Source organism: Geodermatophilus sp. URMC 64 (genome assembly GCF_053502555.1).
In genome coordinates, this window is sequence record NZ_CP199955.1 from 3,094,576 (window position 1) to 3,114,995 (window position 20,420).

The window sequence follows — 20,420 nt, forward strand, 5'->3', positions numbered from 1 at the left end:
TCCGCGGCCTTCCCGCAGGCTGCGGTGCGCGGCGCAACCACCTCGCGGGCTTTCGGTACCGAAAGCCCACGTGGGTTCACGCGGGGGCGGCGGCGTCGTCCCCGGCGGGAGCGTCGGCCTGACCGAGCAGCAGCAGTCCGGCGTCGGTGTGCTCGAGCGGCGCGGCGAACAGGTAGCCCTGCGCCAGGCCCGCTCCCCCGTCGCGCAGGTGGGTGCGCTGCAGCTCCTCCTCGATGCCCTCGGCGACGATCTCCAGGTCGAGGGTGCGCCCCAGGTTGATCAGCCCGCGCAGGATCGCCGGCATGGCCTCCTTGTCGTCGATCGTGCTGACGAAGGAGCGGTCGATCTTGAGGATGTCGACGGCGAACTGGCGCAGGTGCGACAGCGACGAGTAGCCGGTGCCGAAGTCGTCGAGCGCCAGCTTCACGCCGAGCGAGCGCAGCTCCTTGAGCCGCGCCGCGGCCAGCGCGGGGTCGCGCACCAGCACCGACTCGGTGAGCTCGAGGACCAGCGCGGACGGCGGCAGGCCGCTGTCCACCAGCGCCTCGCGGACCTGCCGGAGGAGGTCCGGCGACCCGAGCTGGGACGGCGAGACGTTGACCGCCATCGACAGCCCGACCTCGGGGTGCTGCCGCTGCCAGGCGGCCGCGGCCGCGCACGCCTGGCGCAGCACCCAGGCGCCGATGTCGGCGATCAGGCCGATGTCCTCGGCGACGGGCAGGAAGCGCTCGGGCAGGACGACGCCGAGCGTCGGGTGGTCCCAGCGCAGCAGCGCCTCGAAGCCGACGACCCGCTCGCTCTCGAGGTCGACCACCGGCTGGTAGACCAGCCGGAACTGGCCCTCGGGCAGCGCGGACCACAGGTCCTTCTCCAGCTGCAGCCGCTCGGCCGCGGCCGAGCGCATCTGCGGGTTGAAGACGACGAACCGGCCGCGGCCGGCGCCCTTGGCCCAGTACATGGCGTTGTCGGCGTCGCGCAGCAGCGAGCTGCCGGTGCAGCCGACGTCGCCGGTGGCGATGCCGATGCTGGCGCTCACGTGCACCCGCGCGGAGCCGAGGTCGAGCGGCTCGCGTAGCTCGGCGAGCACGCGCTCGGCGATGCGGACGGCCTCCTCGGCCCCGTGCGTGCCCTCGACCAGGATCGCGAACTCGTCGCCGCCGAGGCGGGCCAGGGTGTCCTCGGTGCGCACCGCGCCGGTGAGGATCCGGGACACCTCGCGGATCAGCGCGTCGCCCATCGCGTGGCCCAGGCTGTCGTTGACGTTCTTGAAGCCGTCGAGGTCGAGGAAGACGACGGAGACGTCGGTGTCGCTGCGGGCGATGCGGCGCAGCGCCTGCTCAAGGCGGTCGGTGAACAGCGCGCGGTTGGCCAGCCCGGTCAGCCCGTCGTGGAAGGCCAGGTGCGCCAGCTCGTGCTCGGTGCGCTGCCGGCGGACCCGCTGGCGCGCGTCGGCGGCCAGCGCGGCCGCGACGACGGCGGCGACGGCGAGCAGCGCGTGCGCCCCGGCGCCGTCCGCGAGCGGCTGGGCGCCGACGAGCGCGGTCGCCAGCACGGCGGAGAGCAGCGCAGGGCGGTACCCGGCGCGGGCCGGGCGGGCGTCGTGCGCAGGAACCTGGTCGTTCACGCTGGGCCTTCCCTCGGGGGCGTGACGATGTGGCTTCGGCGCGGCCGGACCGCGAATCGAGCCCGTCCGCGCGGCGGCCCCCCGAAGGAGTGAGGCGCGCCCCTTCGGGCGAGATCGGCGATGTCGCCCGGATCAGCAGCCCGAAGCGGGCGAGACCGCCGATCTCGCCCCGTCAGGCCAGCAGGCCGGCGACGCGCGCGGGATCGGTGACGACGTCGAGGTGCCCGCCCGTGCCGTCGCCGGCCACCGGCCAGCCGCGGCGCGCCGCCTCCGCGGCGTCGGCGTCGTAGGCCGGGGACAGCTGGACGTACTGGGCGCCGTCCTCCGGCCACGCCGCCGGCAGCGGGACGGCGACCTCGTAGAAGTCCGCCGGCAGCTCGTGCCCCTCGGCCTCGATCGCGGCCCGCAGGGCGGCGTCGGGCACCAGCTCCGCGAAGGCCCCGGGCCCCCACCACGTCGTCCACTCGGCGATCCGGTCGCCGTGGATCAGCGGCGCGACCAGCGCCCGGATCTCCGCCGACGTCGTCGTGGCGCCCGAGCGCGCCGGCATCGGGGCGTCCAGCCAGATCACCCGGCGGGCGCCGACGGCCGCGGCGATCCCGGGCAGCGTGGGTCCCGCGCCGGAGAAGCCGAGCACCACGTCGGCGGGACCGGCCGCCGCGGCCGCCGTCCACCGGGCCGGCCACCCCTCGGCGCGGTCGACGGCCGGTCGCAGGTCCGGCAGCGTCACCGCGTGTCCGCGGGAGCGCAGCTCGCCGGCCAGCGGCCGCAGCACGGCGGGGCCGAGCAGTGGCGGGTGCACGAGCAGCCAGGACGGCATGTCGCCATCGTCACCCGCATGGCTCGGCCGGGACGGGGCAAGGTGCGGGCATGACGCCGACGACCGACGAGTGGGGCATCGACGCCACCTGGGTGGACGCCAACGACGAGGAGCACGAGGTCGCCCCGGCGACGATCGAGGGGCTGCGCGAGGTGATCGGGACGCCGCCGGCCGACCTCGAGGACCGGGCCCCGATCGTGGCCCGGCCCGGGGACGTGCTCGAGGTCGACGAGGCGGAGGTCGACTGCGAGGACGGGCGGACGCGGCACATCGACGGCGAGCTGCCCGAGGACTTCCCGCTCGGCTACCACCGGCTGCGCACCCCCGACGGCCGGGAGCGGCGGCTGATCGTCTCCCCCGGCCGCTGCTGGCTGCCCGACGAGCGCACCTGGGGCTGGGCCGTCCAGCTCTACGCCGCCCGCAGCCGGACCAGCTGGGGCATCGGCGACCTCGGCGACCTGCGGGCGCTGCGCGAGATGGCCACCGAGCAGGGCGCGGGGTACCTGCTGATCAACCCGCTGCACGCCGTCGCCCCGACCACCCCGCAGGAGTCCAGCCCCTACCTGCCGGCCACCCGCCGGTTCCGCAACCCGCTGTACCTGCGGGTGCCCGAGGTGCCCGGCGCCGACCGGGTGGATCTCGGGGACGGGGGCGACCTCAACGACGCCGAGCACATCGACCGCGACGCGATCTGGACGCGCAAGCGCGAGGTGCTGCGCCGGATCTTCGACGCCGCCGGCTCCGCCGACCCGGCGTTCCCCGACTGGTGGTGGCACCAGGGCCAGCCGATGCAGGACTGGGGCACCTGGTGCGCCCTCGCCGACGAGCACGGCCCCGACTGGCACACCTGGCCCGAGCAGCTGCGCGACCCCCGCGGCCGGGCGGTGCGCGACTTCGCCTCCGCCCACGAGAAGGACGTCGCCTTCCACGTCTGGCTGCAGTGGTGCCTGTCCCGGCAGCTGGACGCGGCCGCCGCCGGGCTGACGGTGATCCAGGACCTGCCGATCGGCGTGGCCGGCGGCGGCGCGGACGCCTGGACCTGGCAGGACGTGCTCGCGCAGGGCGCCAGCGTCGGCGCGCCGCCGGACGCCTTCAACGCCCAGGGCCAGGACTGGGGCTCTCCCCCGCTGATCCCGTGGCGGCTGCGCGCCGCCGACTACGAGCCGTTCATCCAGTCCATCCGCGCCACGATGGCCGGCGGGGGCGGCCTGCGGATCGACCACGTCATGGGCCTGTTCCGCCTGTGGTGGGTGCCGGCCGACGGCACCGCGGTCGACGGCGCCTACGTCCGCTACCCGGCCGAGGACCTGCTCGACATCGTCGCGCTGGAGAGCGCCCGCGCGCAGGCGCTCGTGGTCGGCGAGGACCTCGGCACGGTCGAGGAGGGCGTCCGCGAGGCGCTCGCCGAGCACGGCATCCTGTCCTACCGGCTGCTGTGGTTCGAGGAGGACGACCCCGCCGAGTGGCCGGCCGCGGCGATGGCCGCGGTCACGACGCACGACCTGCCGACGGTCGCCGGGCTCTGGACCGGCGACGACGTCGAGGAGCAGCGCGTGCGCGGCACCGGCTCGGACGAGGAGCTGGAGGCCGGCCGCACCGCGCTGCTGGAGAAGCTCGTGGGGGTCCGCAGGAGCAGCCGCCCCGAGACCGCGGTCCGGCGGGCCTACGAGCGGCTGGCGACGGCGCCGTCCCTGCTGCTGTCGGCCACCCTGGAGGACGCCGTCGGCGAGCGCCGGCGGCCCAACATGCCCGGCACCACCGACCGGCCCAACTGGTCGCTGCCGCTGCCGGTGCGCGTCGAGGACCTGCCGGAGCACCCGCTGCTCGGGGACGTCGCCCGCACGCTGGCGGAGGGCGCGGCACGCCGGGACTGAGTCGTCGAACGGATGTTCGACGGACGTGCCACACTTCGGTCGTGGCGGGCGGGATGTACCGGGGTCGGTCGGGGCGCTCCCTCGGGGAGCGGGCGGCCGACTCCGGCGTCCGCCCCGACCAGCCGCCGCCCGCCGCGGCGCCGCGGGAGGACGCCGAAGGCCGGCACTGCTGGGTCCGCGACCCGCCCGACGCCCCCGGCACCTGGCCCGGGCTGCTCATCGAGTGGCGCCGCCGCGACGGCGGGTGGCAGGGACGGGTGGCCTACACCGTCGCCGGCCCGCACGGCTCCGCGCTGGTCGAGGCGTGGCTGCCGGCCGCCCGCCTGGAGCCCCGGTAGGCGGCAGGGTTAGCTCCGTCGCCGCCCGGGCTATGGCTGGGGCATGACCACACCCGATCGACCGACGCTCGACGACGTCATGGAGACCACCGAGTCGGCCCCGCACGACCGCAGCCAGCACGCCAAGGGCTACGACCGGCCCAACGACGACGAGCTGCAGCACCGCACCGAGCAGGAGCGGCAGATGGTCGGCTCCGACGACGCCGACCCCGCGGGCGCCGAGGAGCACGACGCCACCGCGTGAACCGGCTGCACGCGACCTGGCACTGGGTCAGGTCGCGTGCAGCGCTCGCGTCCGGCCGAGGACGACGCTGAGCAGGAGGGCGCCGGCGACGAGACCCCCGGTGAGCAGCGCGACGGCGGGCCAGCCGGCGGCGTCCCAGGCCCGGCCCGCGAGCGTGCCGCCCACCGACGAGCCGACGTAGTACCAGAACGAGTAGAGCGAGGCCGCCTGGCCGACCGCCCGGCCGCCCGCCGCGGCACGGACCGCCACCCAGCCGCTGGCGACGCTGTGCGCGGCGAAGAAGCCCACCGTGAGCACGCACAGTCCGGCGACGAACACCGCCAGCGGTCCGGCGAGGGTCAGCGCGACCCCGCCGCCCATGACGGCGACCGCGACCGGCACCACCGGCCGCCGGCCCACCCGCCCGGCCAGCTCCCCGGCCGCCGCGGACGACGCCGACCCGAGCAGGTAGGCGACGAAGACCAACCCCGCGACCGCCGGCGGCAGCGCGTACGGCGGGGCCTCCAGCCGGAAGGTGGCGGCGTTGTAGGCGGCGACGAACCCGCCCATGAGCAGCGCCGCGATGCCGTAGAGGCCGAGCAGCACCGGGTCGGTGAACGCGTCGCCGAGCTGGCGCAGCAGCGGGCGGTCCCGCGGCACCGGCCGGAAGCGGCTCGACGGCGGCAGGAGCAGCCGGACGGCGACCGCGCACGCCACCCCGAGCGCGGCGACGCCGGCCAGCGCCGTCCGCCAGCCGCCGACGTCGACGAGCAGCCCGCCGAGCAGCCGCCCGGTGAGCCCGCCGATCGCGTTGCCGCTGACGAACAGCCCGATCGCCCGTGCGCCCACCGAGGCGTGCAGCTCCTCGCGCAGATAGGCGACGGCCACGGCGGGCAGCCCGGCCAGCGCGAAGCCCTGCAGGACGCGCAGCACGAGCAGCACCGGCCAGGTCGGCGCCGCGACGAGCAGCACGCCGAGGCCGGCGGAGGCGGCGAGGCAGACGTGCAGGATCCCGGTCCGGCCGCGCCGGTCCGAGAGCGGGCCGAGGACCAGCAGCCCGACGGCGAGCCCCGCGGTCGCGCCGGAGACCGACAGGGTGGCCGCGGCCGACGAGACGCCGAACGAGCGGGCCAGCTCGGGCAGCAGCACCTGGGTCTCGTAGAGCATCGCGAACACCGCGACGCCGGCCAGGAAGATCGCCAGCGAGGCCCGCCGGAAGCCCCGCTCGCCGGCCCGGTGGCCCTCGGGAAGCGCCTCGGCGCCCACCGTGCCGGAGTCGATCATCGACCCCATCGTCCTCCCCGCGCCGCAGCTGGTTGGCTGGGGCCGTGGCCCGCCTGACGCCGGAGGACGTCGCCTGCTGGGTGTTCAAGACCGCGACACCGACGCCGCCCGGGGAGCTCACCCGCTGCGTGCGGCCCTCCTACCGGCTCGGGCTCATGGCCGCCGGCCAGCCGTGCCTGCTGTGGCGCAGCGGCCGCGACCGGCCGGGGGTGCACGCGCTCGGCGTCCTCACCGGCGGCGCGCGGGACGTCGACGGCGACGGCGGCCCGGTCGTCCCGGTGCGGCTGACCGCGCTGGCGGAGCCGGTGCTGCGCGCCGACCTGCTCACCGACCCGGCCTTCCGCGACGCCGAGGTCGTGCGCATGCCGGCCGGCAGCAACCCCTCCTGGCTGTCGGCCGCCCAGTACGCCGCCGTCCTCGCCGGGGCCGCGCCGGCCGCCCTGGGACCATGGGGCCCGTGACCGCGAACCGGCTCCGCAACGGGGCGCTCCTCTGGCTGCTGACCCTCCAGTTCTTCGTCGTGGAGACCGTCGCCCAGCTGCAGTGGCCCGGGTCGTACTCCCGCGTGGACGACGTCATCAGCGACCTGGGCACCGCGTTCTCGCCGGCGCACATGGTCATGAACGCCTCGTTCGTCGCCCAGGGCGCGCTGATCCTCGGCGGGGCGCTGCTCCTGCGGCCGGCGCTGCGGGGCCGGGCGGCGGTCGTGACGCAGGTACTGCTGGGCATCGCGGCGGTCGGCGTCCTGCTGGTCGGCGTCTTCCCCTCCGACGGCAACGGCGCACTGCACGCCGTCGGCGCGGTCGCGCACCTGCTCGGCGGCGGGCTCGGGCTGATCGCCCTCGCCTACGCCGTCCGCCCCCGGTCGGAGGCCCTGGGGACGACGCTGGCCGTCCTGGGCCTGGTCGGCACCGCGCTGACGATCTTCTTCCTCGACGACGTCGTCGAGTGGCTCGGCCGGGGCGGCACCGAGCGCGGGGCCGCCTACGTGATCCCGATCGGTCTGGCGCTGGCCGGCGCCGCCCTCTGGCGACTCGGCGCGGACGGCGACGAGCGGCAGGCCCGCCGCGAGGAGGAGCGCGCGGCGCGGGCCGAGCAGGCCCGGCAGCGGGACGAGGCGCTCGAGGCGATCGCGCGGCCCGCCGCGCAGGACGACGACGTCGAGGAGCCCGAGGACCCGTGGGCGCCGTCGGTGCGCGAGAAGCGCGACCGCTGATCAGCCGGCCGGCTCGACCCGCAGCACGTCGGCGACCGGCCGCCGACCGCTGGCCGGCGGGGTGAGGCCGGCCGGCGGATAGCCCATGCGGAGCAGCATCTGCGGATAGCCGACGAGCGAGAGCCGCTGCCGCAGCCGGGTGCGGGCGACCGGCCAGTCCAGCGCCTGGGTCAGCGGGGAGGCGACCAGTCCCTCCGCGGTGGCGAGCAGCAGCACCCGGCCGAGCGCCTGGCCGGCCTGCAGCCACGCCGCGCGGTCGTCGCTCTCGGTGCCGAACAGGACGACGGTCGGCCGCTCGACCTCCGGCGGTGGGGCGTCGGGGTCGCCGCCGGCGCGGAACAGCCGCTGCTCGCGGGAGCCGACGGCGAAGTCGCGCACCAGCCAGTTCGACGGCCGGTCCCGGGGGTCGCCCTCCGGGACCGCCTCCACCGGCACGCCGTCGACGGCGCCCGGGTCGGTGCGCAGCCAGCTCTCCAGCTCCTTGAGGTACTCGGGCTCGCGCTGCTCCATCTCCTCGGCCTGGGAGAGCAGGAAGACGGTGGCGACCTCCTCCTCGGAGCGGGTGATCGTCTTGACCCACAGCCCGTGCGCGCCGGCCTCGCGCTGCAGCCGGTCGAGCACCTCGGTGGGCACGGCCCGCGGCTCGAAGGCGGCGCGCACGGTGTGCCGGTGCTCGATCGCCTCGGCCAGGGCGCGGTCGTCGTCCGTGGCCTCGCGGGGACCGGTCACCCGGATGCCGGCCAGGTGATCGGGGTCGGCCGGGTCGGGCAGCAGCTCGACCGCGGTCTCGGCGCCGGCCGCGCGCAGCGCGACGACGGCGAAGGCGACCGCGATCCCGCAGCTGATCACCTGCTGGCGGCCGGTGGGGTCGAGCACCGGCAGCGCCCGCGCCCGGTCGTGGAAGACGTCGAGCCGGTCGGGGACGGCGGCGAAGCGCCACGGCTGGGTGTTGTGGATGGAAGGAGCCCGCGTCGCGGCGGTGACGATCTGCGCCCAGTCGATGTCCTGCACCGCCCCAGCCTCTCCCACTGCCCGGCTGCGCACCACGCCGCCTCTGGTCAGGATGGGGGCATGACCAGTGCTGCCGGCTCGCTGGACGTGATCCCCGTCGACGAGTGCTACGCGCTGCTCGCCGGCCAGGAGGTGGGCCGCATCGGGGTCAACGCCGAGCACTATCCGTTGATCATCCCGGTGAACTACGGCATGGACGGGCGCACGATCGTCATCCGCACGCATCCGGGCACGACCCTGTCGGCGGCGTCGCACGCCAACGTGGCCTTCGAGGTGGACGAGATCGACCGGCGCGCGCGCACCGGCTGGAGCGTGCTGGTCCGCGGGCAGGCGGAAGAGCTCACCAGCGGGCACGGGGCCGACATGATCTTCCGAACCCTGGCCCACGGCATCCAGCCCTGGGCCCCGGGTGACTACGGATCTGGCTGCGGCTGATTCCGCACGAGGTGTCCGGACGGCGGATCGTCCCCGGTCAGCTGCCCTGGGGCGTCGACGACCGAGCGTACTCATATGACCTCGCCGGCCCGGACGACGACGCGCGGCGGCTCGTGCCGGGCCAGAAGATCGACGGTGCGCGTGGCGTCGTGCACCAGCAGGTCGGCCGGGCCGCCCACCCGCAGGCGGTGGGCCGGGAGCCCGAGCACCCGCGCGGCCGACGTCGTCACCAGGTCGACGAGCACCTCCTGCTGCGGCGCCGAGCGCATGTCGAGCAGATGCGCGGCGAGGAAGGCGACCTCCAGCAGGTTGTGCCGGCCGAACGGGTAGTAGGCGTCCTCGATGTCGTCCTGGCCGAGCGCGACCGCGACGCCCGCGGCCAGCGCCCGCTCGACCGGCAGGGCGACCGAGCCGGTGTGCGGATCGCTGACCAGCCCGAGCCCGGCCCGGCGGACCAGCCCGAGGACGGCGGCGAGCCGGTCGTCGTCGTAGTGCCCGAGCGCGCGGGCGTGGCAGGCGACGCCGCGCTCGGTCAGGCCGTGCCGCAGCATCGCCTCGGCGAGCATCCGGGTCGTCTCGTACCGCGGATCGGGGGCGTCGTCGGTGAGCATCGCGACCGGCAGCCCGCGCCGGGCGGCCAGCGCGCAGGCCCACTCGACGTGCCGCTCCTGGTCGGCCGTCGACTCCTCGATCCACGGGATGCCGCCGACCACGTCCGCGCCGAGATCCAGCGCCTGCTCCACGAGGTCGGCGGCACCCGGGTCGCGCAGCACGCCGTCCTGCGGGAAGGCGACGACCCGGACGTCGACCCGGCCGGCGAACTCCTGCTTCGCGGCGAGCACCGCCTGCACGCCGACCAGTCCGGCGGCGGTGTCGACGTCGGCGAAGGCCTGCACGTGCAGTACGCCGTGGCGCAGCCCGTCGGCCAGCGCCTGCCGGATGTTCGGCAGCAGCCGCTCGACCGTGTAGTGCCGTTTCACCGCGCTGGCCAGGTCGATGGCAGCTGCCGATTCGGCCATGCCGCCGGCGGTGTAGGCCCGCAGCGCCTCGTCGCCGACGAGCGGCAGCGTGCGGACCTTGTCCAGGTGCAGGTGCGCGTCGACGAACGGCTCGGTGACCAGGCCGCCGTCGGCGGGGACGACGTCGGCGCCGTCCGGGACCGGTTGCTCGCCGGTCGGGACGATCGCCCGCACCGTTCCGCCGTCGCAGTGGACGTCGACGACGTCCCCGCTGCGCAGCCGGGCCTCGGTCACCACGAGCACGACGGCATCCTGGCAGCTCAGACGGCGGTGCCGGCCTCCTGCGGCGCCGGGACCGGCGGCCGCGCCCGGCCCCTGCGGCGGGACAGCGCGACCCCGGCCAGGCACACCGCTCCCCCGACGAACGCCAGCGCCGGCGGCACCTCGTCGAGCAGCAGCCAGCCCATGAGGATGACCAGCGGCGGCACCAGATAGGTGGTGACGCCGAGCTTGCCGGCGTCCATGCGAGCGAGGGCGTACGCCCAGGTGCTGAACGCCAGTGCGGTCGGCACGACGCCCAGGTAGACCATGCCGGCGATCGACGAGCCGGAAGCGCCGGCGAGGTCGGTCACCAGGGCGCCGGCCCAGGGCAGGCAGCAGACCGCGCCGATCGCGCAGGCGGTGGCGGTCACCTGCAGCCCGGGCAGGCGGCGCAGCAGCGGCTTCTGCGCGACGACACCCATCGCGTACGTCAGCGCGGCGACCACGCAGAGGACGACGCCGAGCAGGTCGGCCTCGGCGCTGCGGGTCGCCAGGCCGATGAGGACGACGCCGGCGAAGGCCACCGCGATGCCGGCGACCAGCCAGCGCGGGAAGCCCTCGCCGAGGAACAGCCCGGCGAACACCGCGATGAGGATCGGCCCGATGTTCACCAGCATCGCCGTCGTCCCGGCGTCGAGGTGGTGCTCGGCGGCGTTGAGGGCGACGTTGTAGACGCCGAACCAGCCGACGCCGCAGATGGCCAGCAGGCCCCACTCGCGCCCGGTCGGGCGCACCCAACCGCGGCGGGCCAGCAGCACCCCGAGGACGGCGGTGCCGACCAGCAGCCGGCCCAGCGCCAGCGCACCCGGGGAGAGGTCGTCGCGCACCCCGCGGATGCCGATGAAGGCCGACGCCCAGGCGAAGATCGTGACGGTGACGGCCGCCAGAACGGGGACGGGGCGGCGCGCCGCGGCGGTGGTGCTCACGTCCGGGACCCTAGGTCGGCGGTCGGACGCTTCTCCGGCGGATTCCGGACACGGTCGCCGACCTGGCGGTCGGCCTGCGGGCGTTGGCAGGAACCGCGCGGTCAGCCGTGCAGGTGCTCGGCGTAGGTGCGCCGGCCGCGCTCGCCGGAGGCGGGTACGGCCGCGCCGTCCCGGATCGCGGCGCTGAGCTTGCCGGGGATGGGGGTCGCGACCACGTGCGCGCTCGGCTCCCGGGCGGCGGCCCAGGCGCGGGCCAGGTCGGCGGCGGAGAGGTCCTCGGGGCCGCCGTACTCCACCACTCCCCCGGTCGGCGGCCGGCCGATGACATCCACGATGTGCGCGGCCGCCTCGCCGGTGTCCACCGGCTGCACGCGCCAACCCATGGGAACCGGCAGGACTGGACCGCGGCGGGCGGTGGAGAGGAGCTGGTCGACGAACTCGTGGAACTGGGTGACCCGCAGCAGCGTGACCGGCAGGCCGGAGGCCAGCAGGACCTGCTCGGCGGCGAACTTCGCGCGGTAGTAGTTGTAGGGGATCCGGTCGACGCCGACGATCGAGACGTAGACCAGGTGCCGCAGCCGGTCGCGGTCGACCGCCTGCACCAGCCGCCGGGTGCCGGCGACGTCGACCTGCCAGGGGTCACCCAGGGGGTCGCTGGCCGCATGGACGATCACCTCCGCGCCGGCGAGCGCCTGCGGCAGATCGCGGCCTGTGGCCAGGTCACCGCGGACGCCGCCGGGGCCGGTGCCCCGCCGCGACATCTGCCGCACCGTGTGGCCGGCGCCCTGCAGGGGACCGATCAGTCGCTGCCCGAGCCGCCCGGTTCCTCCGGTCACGAGTACGTCCACGTGCCGCAGTCTGGCCGGAGGACCTGCCGTCCTGCACCCCCAGCGGGAGGATGACCGGATGGCGGCGCCACTCCAGCCACTCGCTCCACCGCTTCCCCGGCACCTGCAGCTCGAGGTCACCTCCGCATGCAACCTGTCCTGCGAGATGTGCCTGGTCAGCTACCGGCCGCGGATCGACAGGGCGACCGGCGCGTTCCCGATGGAGCTGTTCCGCCGGCTGCTCGACGAGACGCCGTCGCTGACCCGGCTCACCCTGCAGGGCCTGGGCGAGCCGCTGCTGCAGCCGCACCTGATGGAGATGGTCGAACTCGCGGTCGGCCGCGGGATCGAGGTCGGGTTCAACAGCAACGCCATGCTGCTCACCCGCGCGCGGGCCGACCGGCTGGTCGCGCTCGGCCTGGACTGGCTGCACGTCTCCCTGGACGGCGCCACTGCGGCCACCCACGAGAGCATCCGTTCCGGCGCCGATTTCGCGCGGACCACCCGCAACCTCCGCGGGCTGGTCGAGGCCCGGAGGACGGCGGGCTCGGCGAAGCCGTGGGTGCGCGTCGTGTTCGTGGCCATGCGGCGCAACGTGCGGGAGCTGCCGTTGCTGGTGCGGCGGCTCGGCGAGTGGGGCGTCGACGAGCTGCACGTGCAGGGCCTCTCGCACGACTTCGCCGACACCGACCCGGCGGGGACGTACGCGGGGATCCGCGCGTTCGCGGCCGCCGAGTCGCTCGTGTCCGCGGACCCGGCGGAGGTCGCCGGCGTCTTCGACCGTTCGCGGGCGGCCGCAGAGGAGTGCGGGGTGTCGCTGCGGTTGCCGACCCCGGACGCCGCGCCGGCCCCGCGTCCACCCGGCCAGCCGGGGTGCAGCTGGCCGTGGGACGCGGCGTACGTGACCAGCCGGGGCACGGTGCAGCCCTGCTGCATGGTCATGGGTGACGACCGGGTGTCGCTCGGGTCGCTCGCGGACGGCGACCTCGCCGAGATCTGGCACGGCGATGCCTACCGGACGTTCCGCGCCGCGCTCCTCACCGACGAGCCACCGGACGTCTGCCGCGGCTGCTCCGTCTACCGAGGAACGTTCTGAGCGAACGCCACGCTCAACGCCCGAGAACCGTCGCACCTCGGCCGCAGCGCGGGGGCATGACGACGACCGCGAGCGAGCCCTCGTCGGTGATCGACGTCGTCCCCGAGCCGGCGGTGTCCCACCGGGTGGCGGCGGCTCGTCCGCCGAAGGAGCAGACGGCCGCCTGGTTGCTGCGGAGCTGCAGCAACCGTCGATCGTGGTGACGGAGCGACCGGCACCGGCCGCGACCGACGCGTACACCCCGACCCGCAAGCAGCGGCGCTCATCAGCACCCGCGACCGGGATGCCGCTAGATCTATTGGATCCGGCCGACTGCCACCGCTCGATCAGTTCTGCAGCTCGAACGACGAGCGGCCGGCTCCCGGGAAGGGAGCCGGCCGCCGGAGTCGGCAGGTCACCAGCGGTGCGCCACGTCGATCACCAGGCGAGGCGTGTGGTCGGTGTTCGGGGTGCCGGGGAGGACGAAGACCCGGAACGGGAGTCGTGCGCGGACGCCGACGCCGAGCTTCGTCTGCCCCTCCAGCGAGCCCGCCCAGGCCACCTGGCGGAACGTCCGGTAGCCCCCTACCGGCACGACCTCGCGGCGGTCGGCCGGCGTGAAGGTCGGGTGGCCGTCGCGGTCGTACGGGGACGCGTCGACGACGACCTCGAGGAAGGCCCCACCGCGCAGCGGGATCCGGTCGCCGGAGCCGATGCCCCTGACCGCCGGGACGTAGCGGACGCGGTACGAGCTGAAGTCGGCGTCCTCCCCGCCGAGGTCGAGGACGAGGCGGTCGTAGCAGGCGTGCCGCCCGGCCCGGACGCCGTGCAGGAACTCGGCGTCGGAGAAGGTGGCCGCGGGCTTGGGCAGGGAGCCCCACGTGATGCCGCAATAGGGGGCGCGGGCCGAGGCCGGGGCGGAGAGCAGGAGCGCGCCCAGCACGGTCGCGAGGGCGAGGACGGTGAGGCGGAGAACGTTTCTCATGGCGGGGCACAATCCGCCAGCACCCCGCGCCCAGGCCATAGGCAAGAAGCTCCCAAGATCACGAAGAAATGGACGTCAGCTTGGCATCTCCTGATAATCATCATGGCGTGGCTCCTTGCGCTCCCGCCTGTCGTGCACTAGCGCGAGTCTGCGTTCACCCACGGTGACCCTGCCGTCGGAGCCGGGGAGGGCCCGGCATCGCCGGACGGCCGGCGTAATCGCGTTGACCGGACGGACGACACCCGGCGAAGGTGTCGCGACCGTCGCGAGGAGTTCTCCGATGCCCACCGTCCCCGCCGAGGACCGACCCGGAACGGCTCCCGCGGCCGTGCGCCGGGACCCCGAGCAGATCGTCGCCGCCGGCGAGGTGGAGGTCTGCTACGACGCCTTCGGCGACCCGGACCGCCCGGTGGTGCTGCTGATCATGGGGCTCGGCTTCCAGCTGATCCACTGGCCGGAGGACCTCTGCCGTCAGCTGGCCGCCGAAGGCTTCCGCGTCGTCCGGTTCGACAACCGCGACGCCGGCCGCTCGACGCACCTGCCGGGACGGCGCTACACCCTGGACGACATGGCCGACGACACGGTCGGGCTGCTCGACGCGCTGGGGATCGACTCCGCGCACGTCGCGGGCGCCTCGCTGGGCGGGATGATCGCCCAGACGACGGCCATCCGGCACCCGGCGCGTGTGCGCTCGCTGGCCTCGCTCATGTCGACGACCGGCCGCCGCGGCCAGGGCCGGACCTCCCTGCGCGTGTTCCGCCACGCCCTCGGCCGGCGGCCGCGCACCGAGGAGGAGGCGGTCGAGCGCCGCGTCCGGGTGTTCGCCGCGATCGGCTCCCCCGGCTTCGAGCAGGACCTCGACGAGCTCCGGCGGGTCAACGCCCTGGCGTTCCGGCGCGACCCGGACGCCCGCGACGGCCGCCGCCGCCAGCACCGCGCGGTGCGCGCCGCCGGTGACCGCACCGAGGCGCTGCGCCGGCTCGCCGTCCCCACCGTGGTCGTCCACGGCACGGCTGACCGGATGTGCGCGCCCTCCGGCGGGCGCGCCACGGCCGAGACCGTCCCCGGCGCACGCCTCGAACTCGTCGACGGCATGGGCCACGACCTCCCGCGCGGCGCGTGGCCGCGGCTCGTCCGGGCGATCGCCGACAACGCCCGGAGGGCCGAGGCGCCATGAGGGGGCGGCCGGGGTTGCCGTCGACTCGTGCGACAGCCGTGACGAACGGTTCCCGGCCGCCCGGCGGTGGTCGTCGTCACTCCCCCGGTCGGATGCCTACCGTCCCCGCATGGCTCTGAACCACGCCGCCTCCGGCTCCTGCGACCCCGCCCGCGTCCGCCACCTGCACCTGGTGGCCGCGGCCCGCGCCAACGCCGTCCAGCCCGCGACCGTCCAGCAGGTCGCCGACATCGTCCGCGTCACCGTGGACGACGAGGTGGACACGACTACCTTCCGAGCGATCGTCACCGACGTCTCGGCCGACGTCATCCGCTGACCGCCGGGACGTCGACAGCCGGGACAGGTCCGTCACAGCGTGGCGCGCCGATCGCATCTCACCTGCGAGATAGCGTTGCCCGGTGACGGTGACCGACCTTCTTCCCGACACCGCCGGCGCTGAGAACGACAGCGCCATGCGGCGGATCGGCCTCCTCGTCCGCGACGCCCGCCGGCACCGCGGACTCACGCAGCTCCAGCTCGCCGAGCGCCTCGGCACGAGCCAGAGCGCCGTCGCCCGCATCGAGCAGGGCGGCCAGAACCTCACCCTCGAGCTGCTCGGCCGGCTCTCGGCAGCCCTGGAGAGCGAGCTGATCAGCCTCGGCCCCAGCGTCCCGGCGGGTCCCGCCCACCTGCGCGTCACGGGTGGGCGGACCCTCCGGGGCGCGGTGACGGTGAAGTCGTCGAAGAACGCCGCGGTGGCGCTGCTGTGCGCCGCGCTGCTCAACCGCGGCCGCACGACCCTGCGCAACGTCGCCCGCATCGTCGAGGTGGACCGCATCCTCGACGTGCTGCGCTCCATCGGGGTCGAGGCCACCTGGGACGTCACCGGGCGCGACCTCACCCTCGTCGTCCCCGAGCACCTGGACCTGGCCGGGATCGACGCCGACGCCGCCCGCCGGACCCGCAGCATCATCATGTTCCTCGGCCCGCTGCTGCACCGGGCGCAGACCTTCCGGCTGCCCTACGCCGGCGGCTGCGACCTCGGCACCCGCACCGTCGAGCCGCACATGATCGCGCTGCGCCCCTTCGGCCTACAGGTCGAGGCGCGCAGCGGCGAGTACCTCGCGACCGTCCGGCCCCCCGCCGCCCGCCACCGCACCATCGTGCTGACCGAGCGGGGCGACACGGTCACCGAGAACGCCCTGCTCGCCGCGGCCCGCGCCGACGGGACGACGACCATCCGCAACGCCAGCTCCAACTACATGGTCCAAGACCTCTGCCTGTACCTGCAGCTGCTCGGCGTGGCCATCGAGGGCCTCGGGACGACGACGCTGGTGGTGCACGGCCGGCCGGTGCTCGACGCCGACGTCGACTACACGATCAGCGAGGACCCGGTGGAGGCGATGAGCCTGCTGACCGCCGGCATCGTCACCGACTCAGAGCTGACCGTCCGGCGGGCGCCGGTGGAATTCCTGGAGATCGAACTCGCCGTCCTGGCCGAGATGGGGCTGCGGATGGAGCGGTCCCCGGACTACCTGGCCGACAACGGGCACACCCGGCTGGCCGACCTCAGCATCCGGCCGTCGACGCTCCGGGCCCCGATCGACAAGATCCACCCGATGCCGTTCCCGGGCCTGAACATCGACAACCTGCCGTTCTTCGCGGTGATCGCCGCGCACGCGGCCGGCGAGACGCTGATCCACGACTGGGTCTACGACAACCGGGCGATCCACCTGTCCGACCTCACCCGGCTCGGCGCGAACGTCCGGCTGCTCGACCCCCACCGCGTCCTGGTCACCGGGCCGACCCGCTGGTCCAGCGCCGAGGTGGTCTGCCCGCCGGCGCTGCGGCCCGCGGTCTGCATCCTGCTCGCGATGCTGGCGGCCAAGGGCACGAGCGTCCTGCGCAACGTCGACATCATCGCCCGCGGCTACGAGCACCTCTACGAGCGGCTGGTCGAGATGGGCGCCGACATCGAGGTCTTCCACGACTGATCGCTGGATCGTCGTCCCACGCCGGCGCGGATCCGGCATAGGCTCCCCCGATCGGTGAGTCTGCTCGCCGTTCCGCCGCCCGGGGGGCCCGCCGCCGTGACCGACCTCGCCATCTCCGCCGAGACGAGGCTCTCGCGCCTGCTGGAACGGCTGCTCACCGCCGCGGAGGCGTCGCTGGCCGCGGGCGACCTCGAGCCGGCGCGGACGACGGCGGAGGAGGTCCGGGCCGTCGATCCCGACAACCGGCGGGCCGCGTCGATCCTGCGGCAGGTGGCGAGCCGCCAGCTCTCCCCGTCGGGCGAGCGGGCCCTGATGACGCTCGTGTTCGCCGACCTGGTGGGCTCCACCACGCTGTCCGAGCGGGTGGAGCCGGAGCAGCTCCGGGACCTCTACGCCTTCTACCGGGCGGCGGCCCGGGAGGCGGTGAACCGCTACAGCGGCTCGGTGATGCAGTACGCCGGCGACGGCATCCTCGCCGGCTTCGGCTATCCCGAACCGCACGAGGACGACGCCCGGCGGGCCGTGCTGGCCGCCCTGGACCTGGTGACGGCGATCCGCGACGCCCGCGCCGAGCTGGAGCGCCGCTTCGGCGTGACCGCGGAGGTGCGGGTCGGCATCCACACCGGCCGGGTGGTGGTCACCGACCTCAGCGACGACAGCTCCGTCGCCGAACGCGACTCGATCGTCGGGCTGGTGCCCAACCTCGCCGCCCGCATCCAGTCCGAGGCCGCCCCCGGGAGCGTGGTGATCAGCGACGTCACCCAGCAGCTGGTGGACGCCGACTTCTTCCTCCACTCGGCCGGCGAGCGGCGGCTGAAGGGCATCAGCCGCCCGGTCGAGGTCTTCACCGTCGAGCGCCCCCGCTACGCGGCGGCCCGCTTCCAGGCCGAGCGCTACCGCAAGGCCGGGCTCGTCGGCCGGGACGAGCCCCGGGACCGGCTGCTGTCGGCGTGGCAGGCCGTCCGAGCGGGCACCGGACCGGCCGCGAGCGCCTTCCTCGTGGTCGGCGAGGCCGGCATCGGCAAGTCCCGGCTCGTGGCGGAGCTCCTCGACCGGGTCGAGGCCAGCGGCGGCCGGGTGGTCGGCGTCGCGTGCCTGCCCTACTACGCCAACGTCTCGCTGTGGCCGGTCACCCGGCTGCTCGAGCGCGGGGTCGTCCGGGCCGGCCAGGACGGCGACCGGCTCGGCTGGCTGGTGCGCACGCTGCGCGCGGTCGGGCTCGACCCCGCGCGGATGGTCCCCTTCCTCGGCCCGCTCCTCGGCATTCCACCCACCCCCGAGTACCCGGCGCCGGAGCTGGACCCCGGGGCCTTCCTCGACGAGACCATCAACCGGCTCGTCGACTGGCTGGCCGCCGTCGCCGAGGCGACGCCGTGCCTGTTCGCCGTCGAGGACCTGCACTGGGCCGACCCCTCGACCCTCGGCCTGCTCGGCCGGATCGCCGAGCGGCTTCCGTCCGGCCTCCTCGCCGTGGCGACCACCCGCGACGACTCGATGATCGTGTGGCGCGACCAGGTGTGCGTGCTCACGCTGGACCGGCTCGACGGCGCGGCCGCCTCCCGGCTCGTCGACAACCTGGCTGCCGGCAAGACCCTGACCGCGGAGCAGCGAGCCACGATCATCGAGCACGCCGAAGGCATCCCGCTGTTCGTCGAGGAGCTGACCCGCTCGAGCCTGGACTCGCAGCGCAGCGAACCGATCCCGCTGCGCCTCCAGGAGCTGCTCACCTGGCGGCTCAAGGTGCCCGGGGTCGACCTCCGCGTGGTGCAGGTCGCCGCGACCATCGGCCCGACCTTCGACCCCGCCACCGTCGCGGCGGTCGTCGGCGACGAGCAGGTCGTGACCGACCAGCTGGAGGTCCTGACCGACGCGGGCATCGTCGAGCCGGTCGGCCTGAGCCTCGGCACCTACCGCTTCCGCCACGCGCTGATGCGCGACGCCGCCTACGAGACCCAGGTCCTCGACGTCCGCCGGCGCACGCACGCCCGGGTCGCCGACGTGCTGACCGAGCGCGCGGCCGAGCCGGCGCTCATCGCCCAGCACCTGGACCTGGCCGGGCGGGCCGACCACGCCGCCGGGCTCTACCTCGTCGCCGCCCAGCTCGAACAGGGACATGGGGCGCACGCCGAGGCCACCAGGCTGGTCTCCCGCGCCCTCGAGCTGCTCGAGTCCCTGCCCGAGTCCGACGACCGCGACCTCAACGAGCTCGTCGCGCGGATGCTGCGCGGCCTGTCCGTCATCTCGATGCACGGCTACGCCGCACCCCTGGTCCGGTCCGACTACCGCCGGGCCGAGCAGCTCGCCACGAGGCTCGGGCGCCCGGAGGTGGTGTCCGCGCTGATCGCGCTCTGGGGCTTCTGGCTGGTGAGCGGCGCCCTGGCGACTGCGCGCGGCGTGGTCGGCCGGCTCACCGCGATGGTCCAGCAACCCGCCTTCTCCGCGTTCGCCCCGGAGGTGGAGGCCTGCGCCGGCTACAGCGACTTCCACCAGGGCCGCCTCACCTCGGCGGCGGCGCACCTGGAACGCGCGATGGCCGGCTTCGCCGCCCGGCCGGCCGACCAGACCGTCACTCCGGTGTGGTCGCTGCCCCAGGACCCGGTGGCGGCCTCGGCCGCGGCGCTGGCGTGCGTGAACACCGCCCGCGCGGAACCCGACGCCGAGCGCTGGGAGCGCGAGGCCCTGCGGCGGGCGGAGGAGATCGGGTTCCCGCGGGGCCCGATCAGCATGGCGCTGGTCAAGACCTACACCTCCTGGAACCGCCGCTTCCTCGGGGACGACGACGCCGCCCGGCGGCTGGGGGCCGAGGTCGCGGCCATCGGCGAGGAGTACGGCTCCGCGTTCTGGTCGACGCTCGGCGACGCCTACGTCTCGGTCGGCACGCCCGGCAGCGAGGAGGACCGCGCGCACCTCGAGCACGCCATCGCCACGCTGCGACTCATGGGCCAGGAGTCCTTCGCGGCCGCCAACCTCGCCTACCTCGCCCGCCTGGAGGCGGACGCCGGCGAGGTCGACCGGGCCGACGAGCACCTCGCCGAGGCCTTCGACGTGGTGCTGCGCACCGGCGAGGACCTGCACCTGCCGGAACTGCACCGCCAGCGGGCCCACGCGACGCTGGCCCGCGGCGGCGACGTCGAGCGGGTCATCGCCGATCTCACCCAGGCCATGCGGACGGCGAAGTGGCAGGGCGCCCGGCTGTGCCGGCTCCGGGCCGCCCTCGACCTCGCCCGGCTCCCCGTCGCCACCCGGCCCGAGCGGTGGCGGACCGTGCTCGCCGAGGCCCGCGCGGACCTGCCGCCCGCCTTCACCTCCCCCGAGACGGCCGCCGCCGACGAGTTGCTGGGCTGACGCCCGC

At 75.3% G+C, this 20,420-nt stretch carries 20 protein-coding genes; 11 read left to right on the forward strand and 9 right to left on the reverse strand.

The window, feature by feature from the left end:
* Positions 1-76: 76 nt before the first annotated feature.
* Both ACWIYF_RS15045 and ACWIYF_RS15050 read right to left on the reverse strand, forming a co-directional pair.
* The gene (locus tag ACWIYF_RS15045) at positions 77-1,624 is read right to left on the reverse strand and encodes a putative bifunctional diguanylate cyclase/phosphodiesterase (protein ID WP_448623634.1); all 1,548 of its coding nucleotides are present in this window, start codon (positions 1,622-1,624) and stop codon (positions 77-79) included.
* Positions 1,625-1,796: 172 nt separating this feature from the next.
* Positions 1,797-2,444, reverse strand: coding sequence for a hypothetical protein (locus ACWIYF_RS15050; RefSeq protein ID WP_448623635.1), 648 nt, complete (start codon positions 2,442-2,444; stop codon positions 1,797-1,799).
* A gap of 50 nt (positions 2,445-2,494) precedes the next feature.
* On the opposite strand from ACWIYF_RS15050, the gene malQ reads away from it, so the two are divergent.
* From malQ to ACWIYF_RS15065, 3 genes are read left to right on the forward strand one after another with little or no spacing between them, the layout of a single operon-like run.
* Positions 2,495-4,318: a 4-alpha-glucanotransferase gene (malQ, locus tag ACWIYF_RS15055; RefSeq protein ID WP_448623636.1), complete on the forward strand. Its 1,824-nt coding sequence runs from the start codon at positions 2,495-2,497 to the stop codon at positions 4,316-4,318.
* Positions 4,319-4,359: 41 nt separating this feature from the next.
* Positions 4,360-4,656, forward strand: a complete 297-nt coding sequence (locus tag ACWIYF_RS15060) for a hypothetical protein (protein ID WP_448623637.1) — start codon at positions 4,360-4,362, stop codon at positions 4,654-4,656.
* 43 nt (positions 4,657-4,699) lie between these two features.
* Positions 4,700-4,900, forward strand: a complete 201-nt coding sequence (locus tag ACWIYF_RS15065) for a hypothetical protein (protein WP_448623638.1) — start codon at positions 4,700-4,702, stop codon at positions 4,898-4,900.
* Positions 4,901-4,927: 27 nt separating this feature from the next.
* Here the strand turns inward: ACWIYF_RS15065 and ACWIYF_RS15070 are convergent, their stop codons facing one another.
* A complete protein-coding gene (locus tag ACWIYF_RS15070) occupies positions 4,928-6,163 on the reverse strand; it encodes an MFS transporter (protein WP_448623639.1) in 1,236 nt (411 codons plus the stop codon).
* A 44-nt stretch (positions 6,164-6,207) separates the two neighbouring features.
* On the opposite strand from ACWIYF_RS15070, the gene ACWIYF_RS15075 reads away from it, so the two are divergent.
* Complete coding sequence (locus ACWIYF_RS15075; RefSeq protein WP_448623640.1) at positions 6,208-6,624, forward strand: hypothetical protein; 417 nt, start codon at positions 6,208-6,210, stop codon at positions 6,622-6,624.
* Entirely contained in the window at positions 6,612-7,379 is a 768-nt protein-coding gene (locus ACWIYF_RS15080) for a DUF998 domain-containing protein (protein ID WP_448623641.1), read from the forward strand. The genes ACWIYF_RS15075 and ACWIYF_RS15080 overlap by 13 nt, the downstream gene beginning before the upstream one ends.
* On the opposite strand, the gene ACWIYF_RS15085 is transcribed toward ACWIYF_RS15080, so the two are convergent.
* A complete protein-coding gene (locus tag ACWIYF_RS15085) occupies positions 7,380-8,390 on the reverse strand; it encodes an Acg family FMN-binding oxidoreductase (protein WP_448623642.1) in 1,011 nt (336 codons plus the stop codon).
* Between the two features lie 60 nt (positions 8,391-8,450).
* On the opposite strand from ACWIYF_RS15085, the gene ACWIYF_RS15090 reads away from it, so the two are divergent.
* Entirely contained in the window at positions 8,451-8,825 is a 375-nt protein-coding gene (locus ACWIYF_RS15090; RefSeq protein ID WP_448623643.1) for a pyridoxamine 5'-phosphate oxidase family protein, read from the forward strand.
* Positions 8,826-8,896: 71 nt separating this feature from the next.
* On the opposite strand, the gene ACWIYF_RS15095 is transcribed toward ACWIYF_RS15090, so the two are convergent.
* From ACWIYF_RS15095 to ACWIYF_RS15105, 3 genes are all read right to left on the reverse strand, one after another.
* Positions 8,897-10,087, reverse strand: a complete 1,191-nt coding sequence (locus tag ACWIYF_RS15095) for an amidohydrolase family protein (RefSeq protein WP_448623644.1) — start codon at positions 10,085-10,087, stop codon at positions 8,897-8,899.
* A gap of 17 nt (positions 10,088-10,104) precedes the next feature.
* Entirely contained in the window at positions 10,105-11,031 is a 927-nt protein-coding gene (locus tag ACWIYF_RS15100) for a DMT family transporter (RefSeq protein ID WP_448623645.1), read from the reverse strand.
* A gap of 101 nt (positions 11,032-11,132) precedes the next feature.
* Positions 11,133-11,879 (reverse strand): SDR family oxidoreductase, encoded by a 747-nt coding sequence (locus tag ACWIYF_RS15105; RefSeq protein ID WP_448623646.1) that lies wholly within the window; start codon positions 11,877-11,879, stop codon positions 11,133-11,135.
* A 58-nt stretch (positions 11,880-11,937) separates the two neighbouring features.
* Between ACWIYF_RS15105 and ACWIYF_RS15110 the strand changes: the two genes are divergently transcribed.
* Positions 11,938-12,954: a radical SAM protein gene (locus tag ACWIYF_RS15110; protein WP_448623647.1), complete on the forward strand. Its 1,017-nt coding sequence runs from the start codon at positions 11,938-11,940 to the stop codon at positions 12,952-12,954.
* A gap of 13 nt (positions 12,955-12,967) precedes the next feature.
* Here the strand turns inward: ACWIYF_RS15110 and ACWIYF_RS15115 are convergent, their stop codons facing one another.
* Positions 12,968-13,141, reverse strand: a complete 174-nt coding sequence (locus ACWIYF_RS15115) for a hypothetical protein (protein WP_448623648.1) — start codon at positions 13,139-13,141, stop codon at positions 12,968-12,970.
* A 207-nt stretch (positions 13,142-13,348) separates the two neighbouring features.
* A complete protein-coding gene (locus ACWIYF_RS15120) occupies positions 13,349-13,918 on the reverse strand; it encodes an AMIN-like domain-containing (lipo)protein (RefSeq protein WP_448623649.1) in 570 nt (189 codons plus the stop codon).
* Between the two features lie 280 nt (positions 13,919-14,198).
* Between ACWIYF_RS15120 and ACWIYF_RS15125 the strand changes: the two genes are divergently transcribed.
* The 4 genes from ACWIYF_RS15125 (at position 14,199) to ACWIYF_RS15140 (ending at position 20,413) form a co-directional block, all read left to right on the forward strand.
* Positions 14,199-15,095: an alpha/beta fold hydrolase gene (locus ACWIYF_RS15125; protein ID WP_448623650.1), complete on the forward strand. Its 897-nt coding sequence runs from the start codon at positions 14,199-14,201 to the stop codon at positions 15,093-15,095.
* A 109-nt stretch (positions 15,096-15,204) separates the two neighbouring features.
* On the forward strand, positions 15,205-15,411 hold the full coding sequence (locus tag ACWIYF_RS15130; RefSeq protein WP_448623651.1) for a hypothetical protein: 207 nt from the start codon (positions 15,205-15,207) through the stop codon (positions 15,409-15,411).
* 82 nt (positions 15,412-15,493) lie between these two features.
* Complete coding sequence (locus ACWIYF_RS15135; protein ID WP_448623652.1) at positions 15,494-17,068, forward strand: helix-turn-helix domain-containing protein; 1,575 nt, start codon at positions 15,494-15,496, stop codon at positions 17,066-17,068.
* A 54-nt stretch (positions 17,069-17,122) separates the two neighbouring features.
* Positions 17,123-20,413, forward strand: coding sequence for an ATP-binding protein (locus ACWIYF_RS15140; RefSeq protein ID WP_448623653.1), 3,291 nt, complete (start codon positions 17,123-17,125; stop codon positions 20,411-20,413).
* Positions 20,414-20,420: the final 7 nt, after the last annotated feature.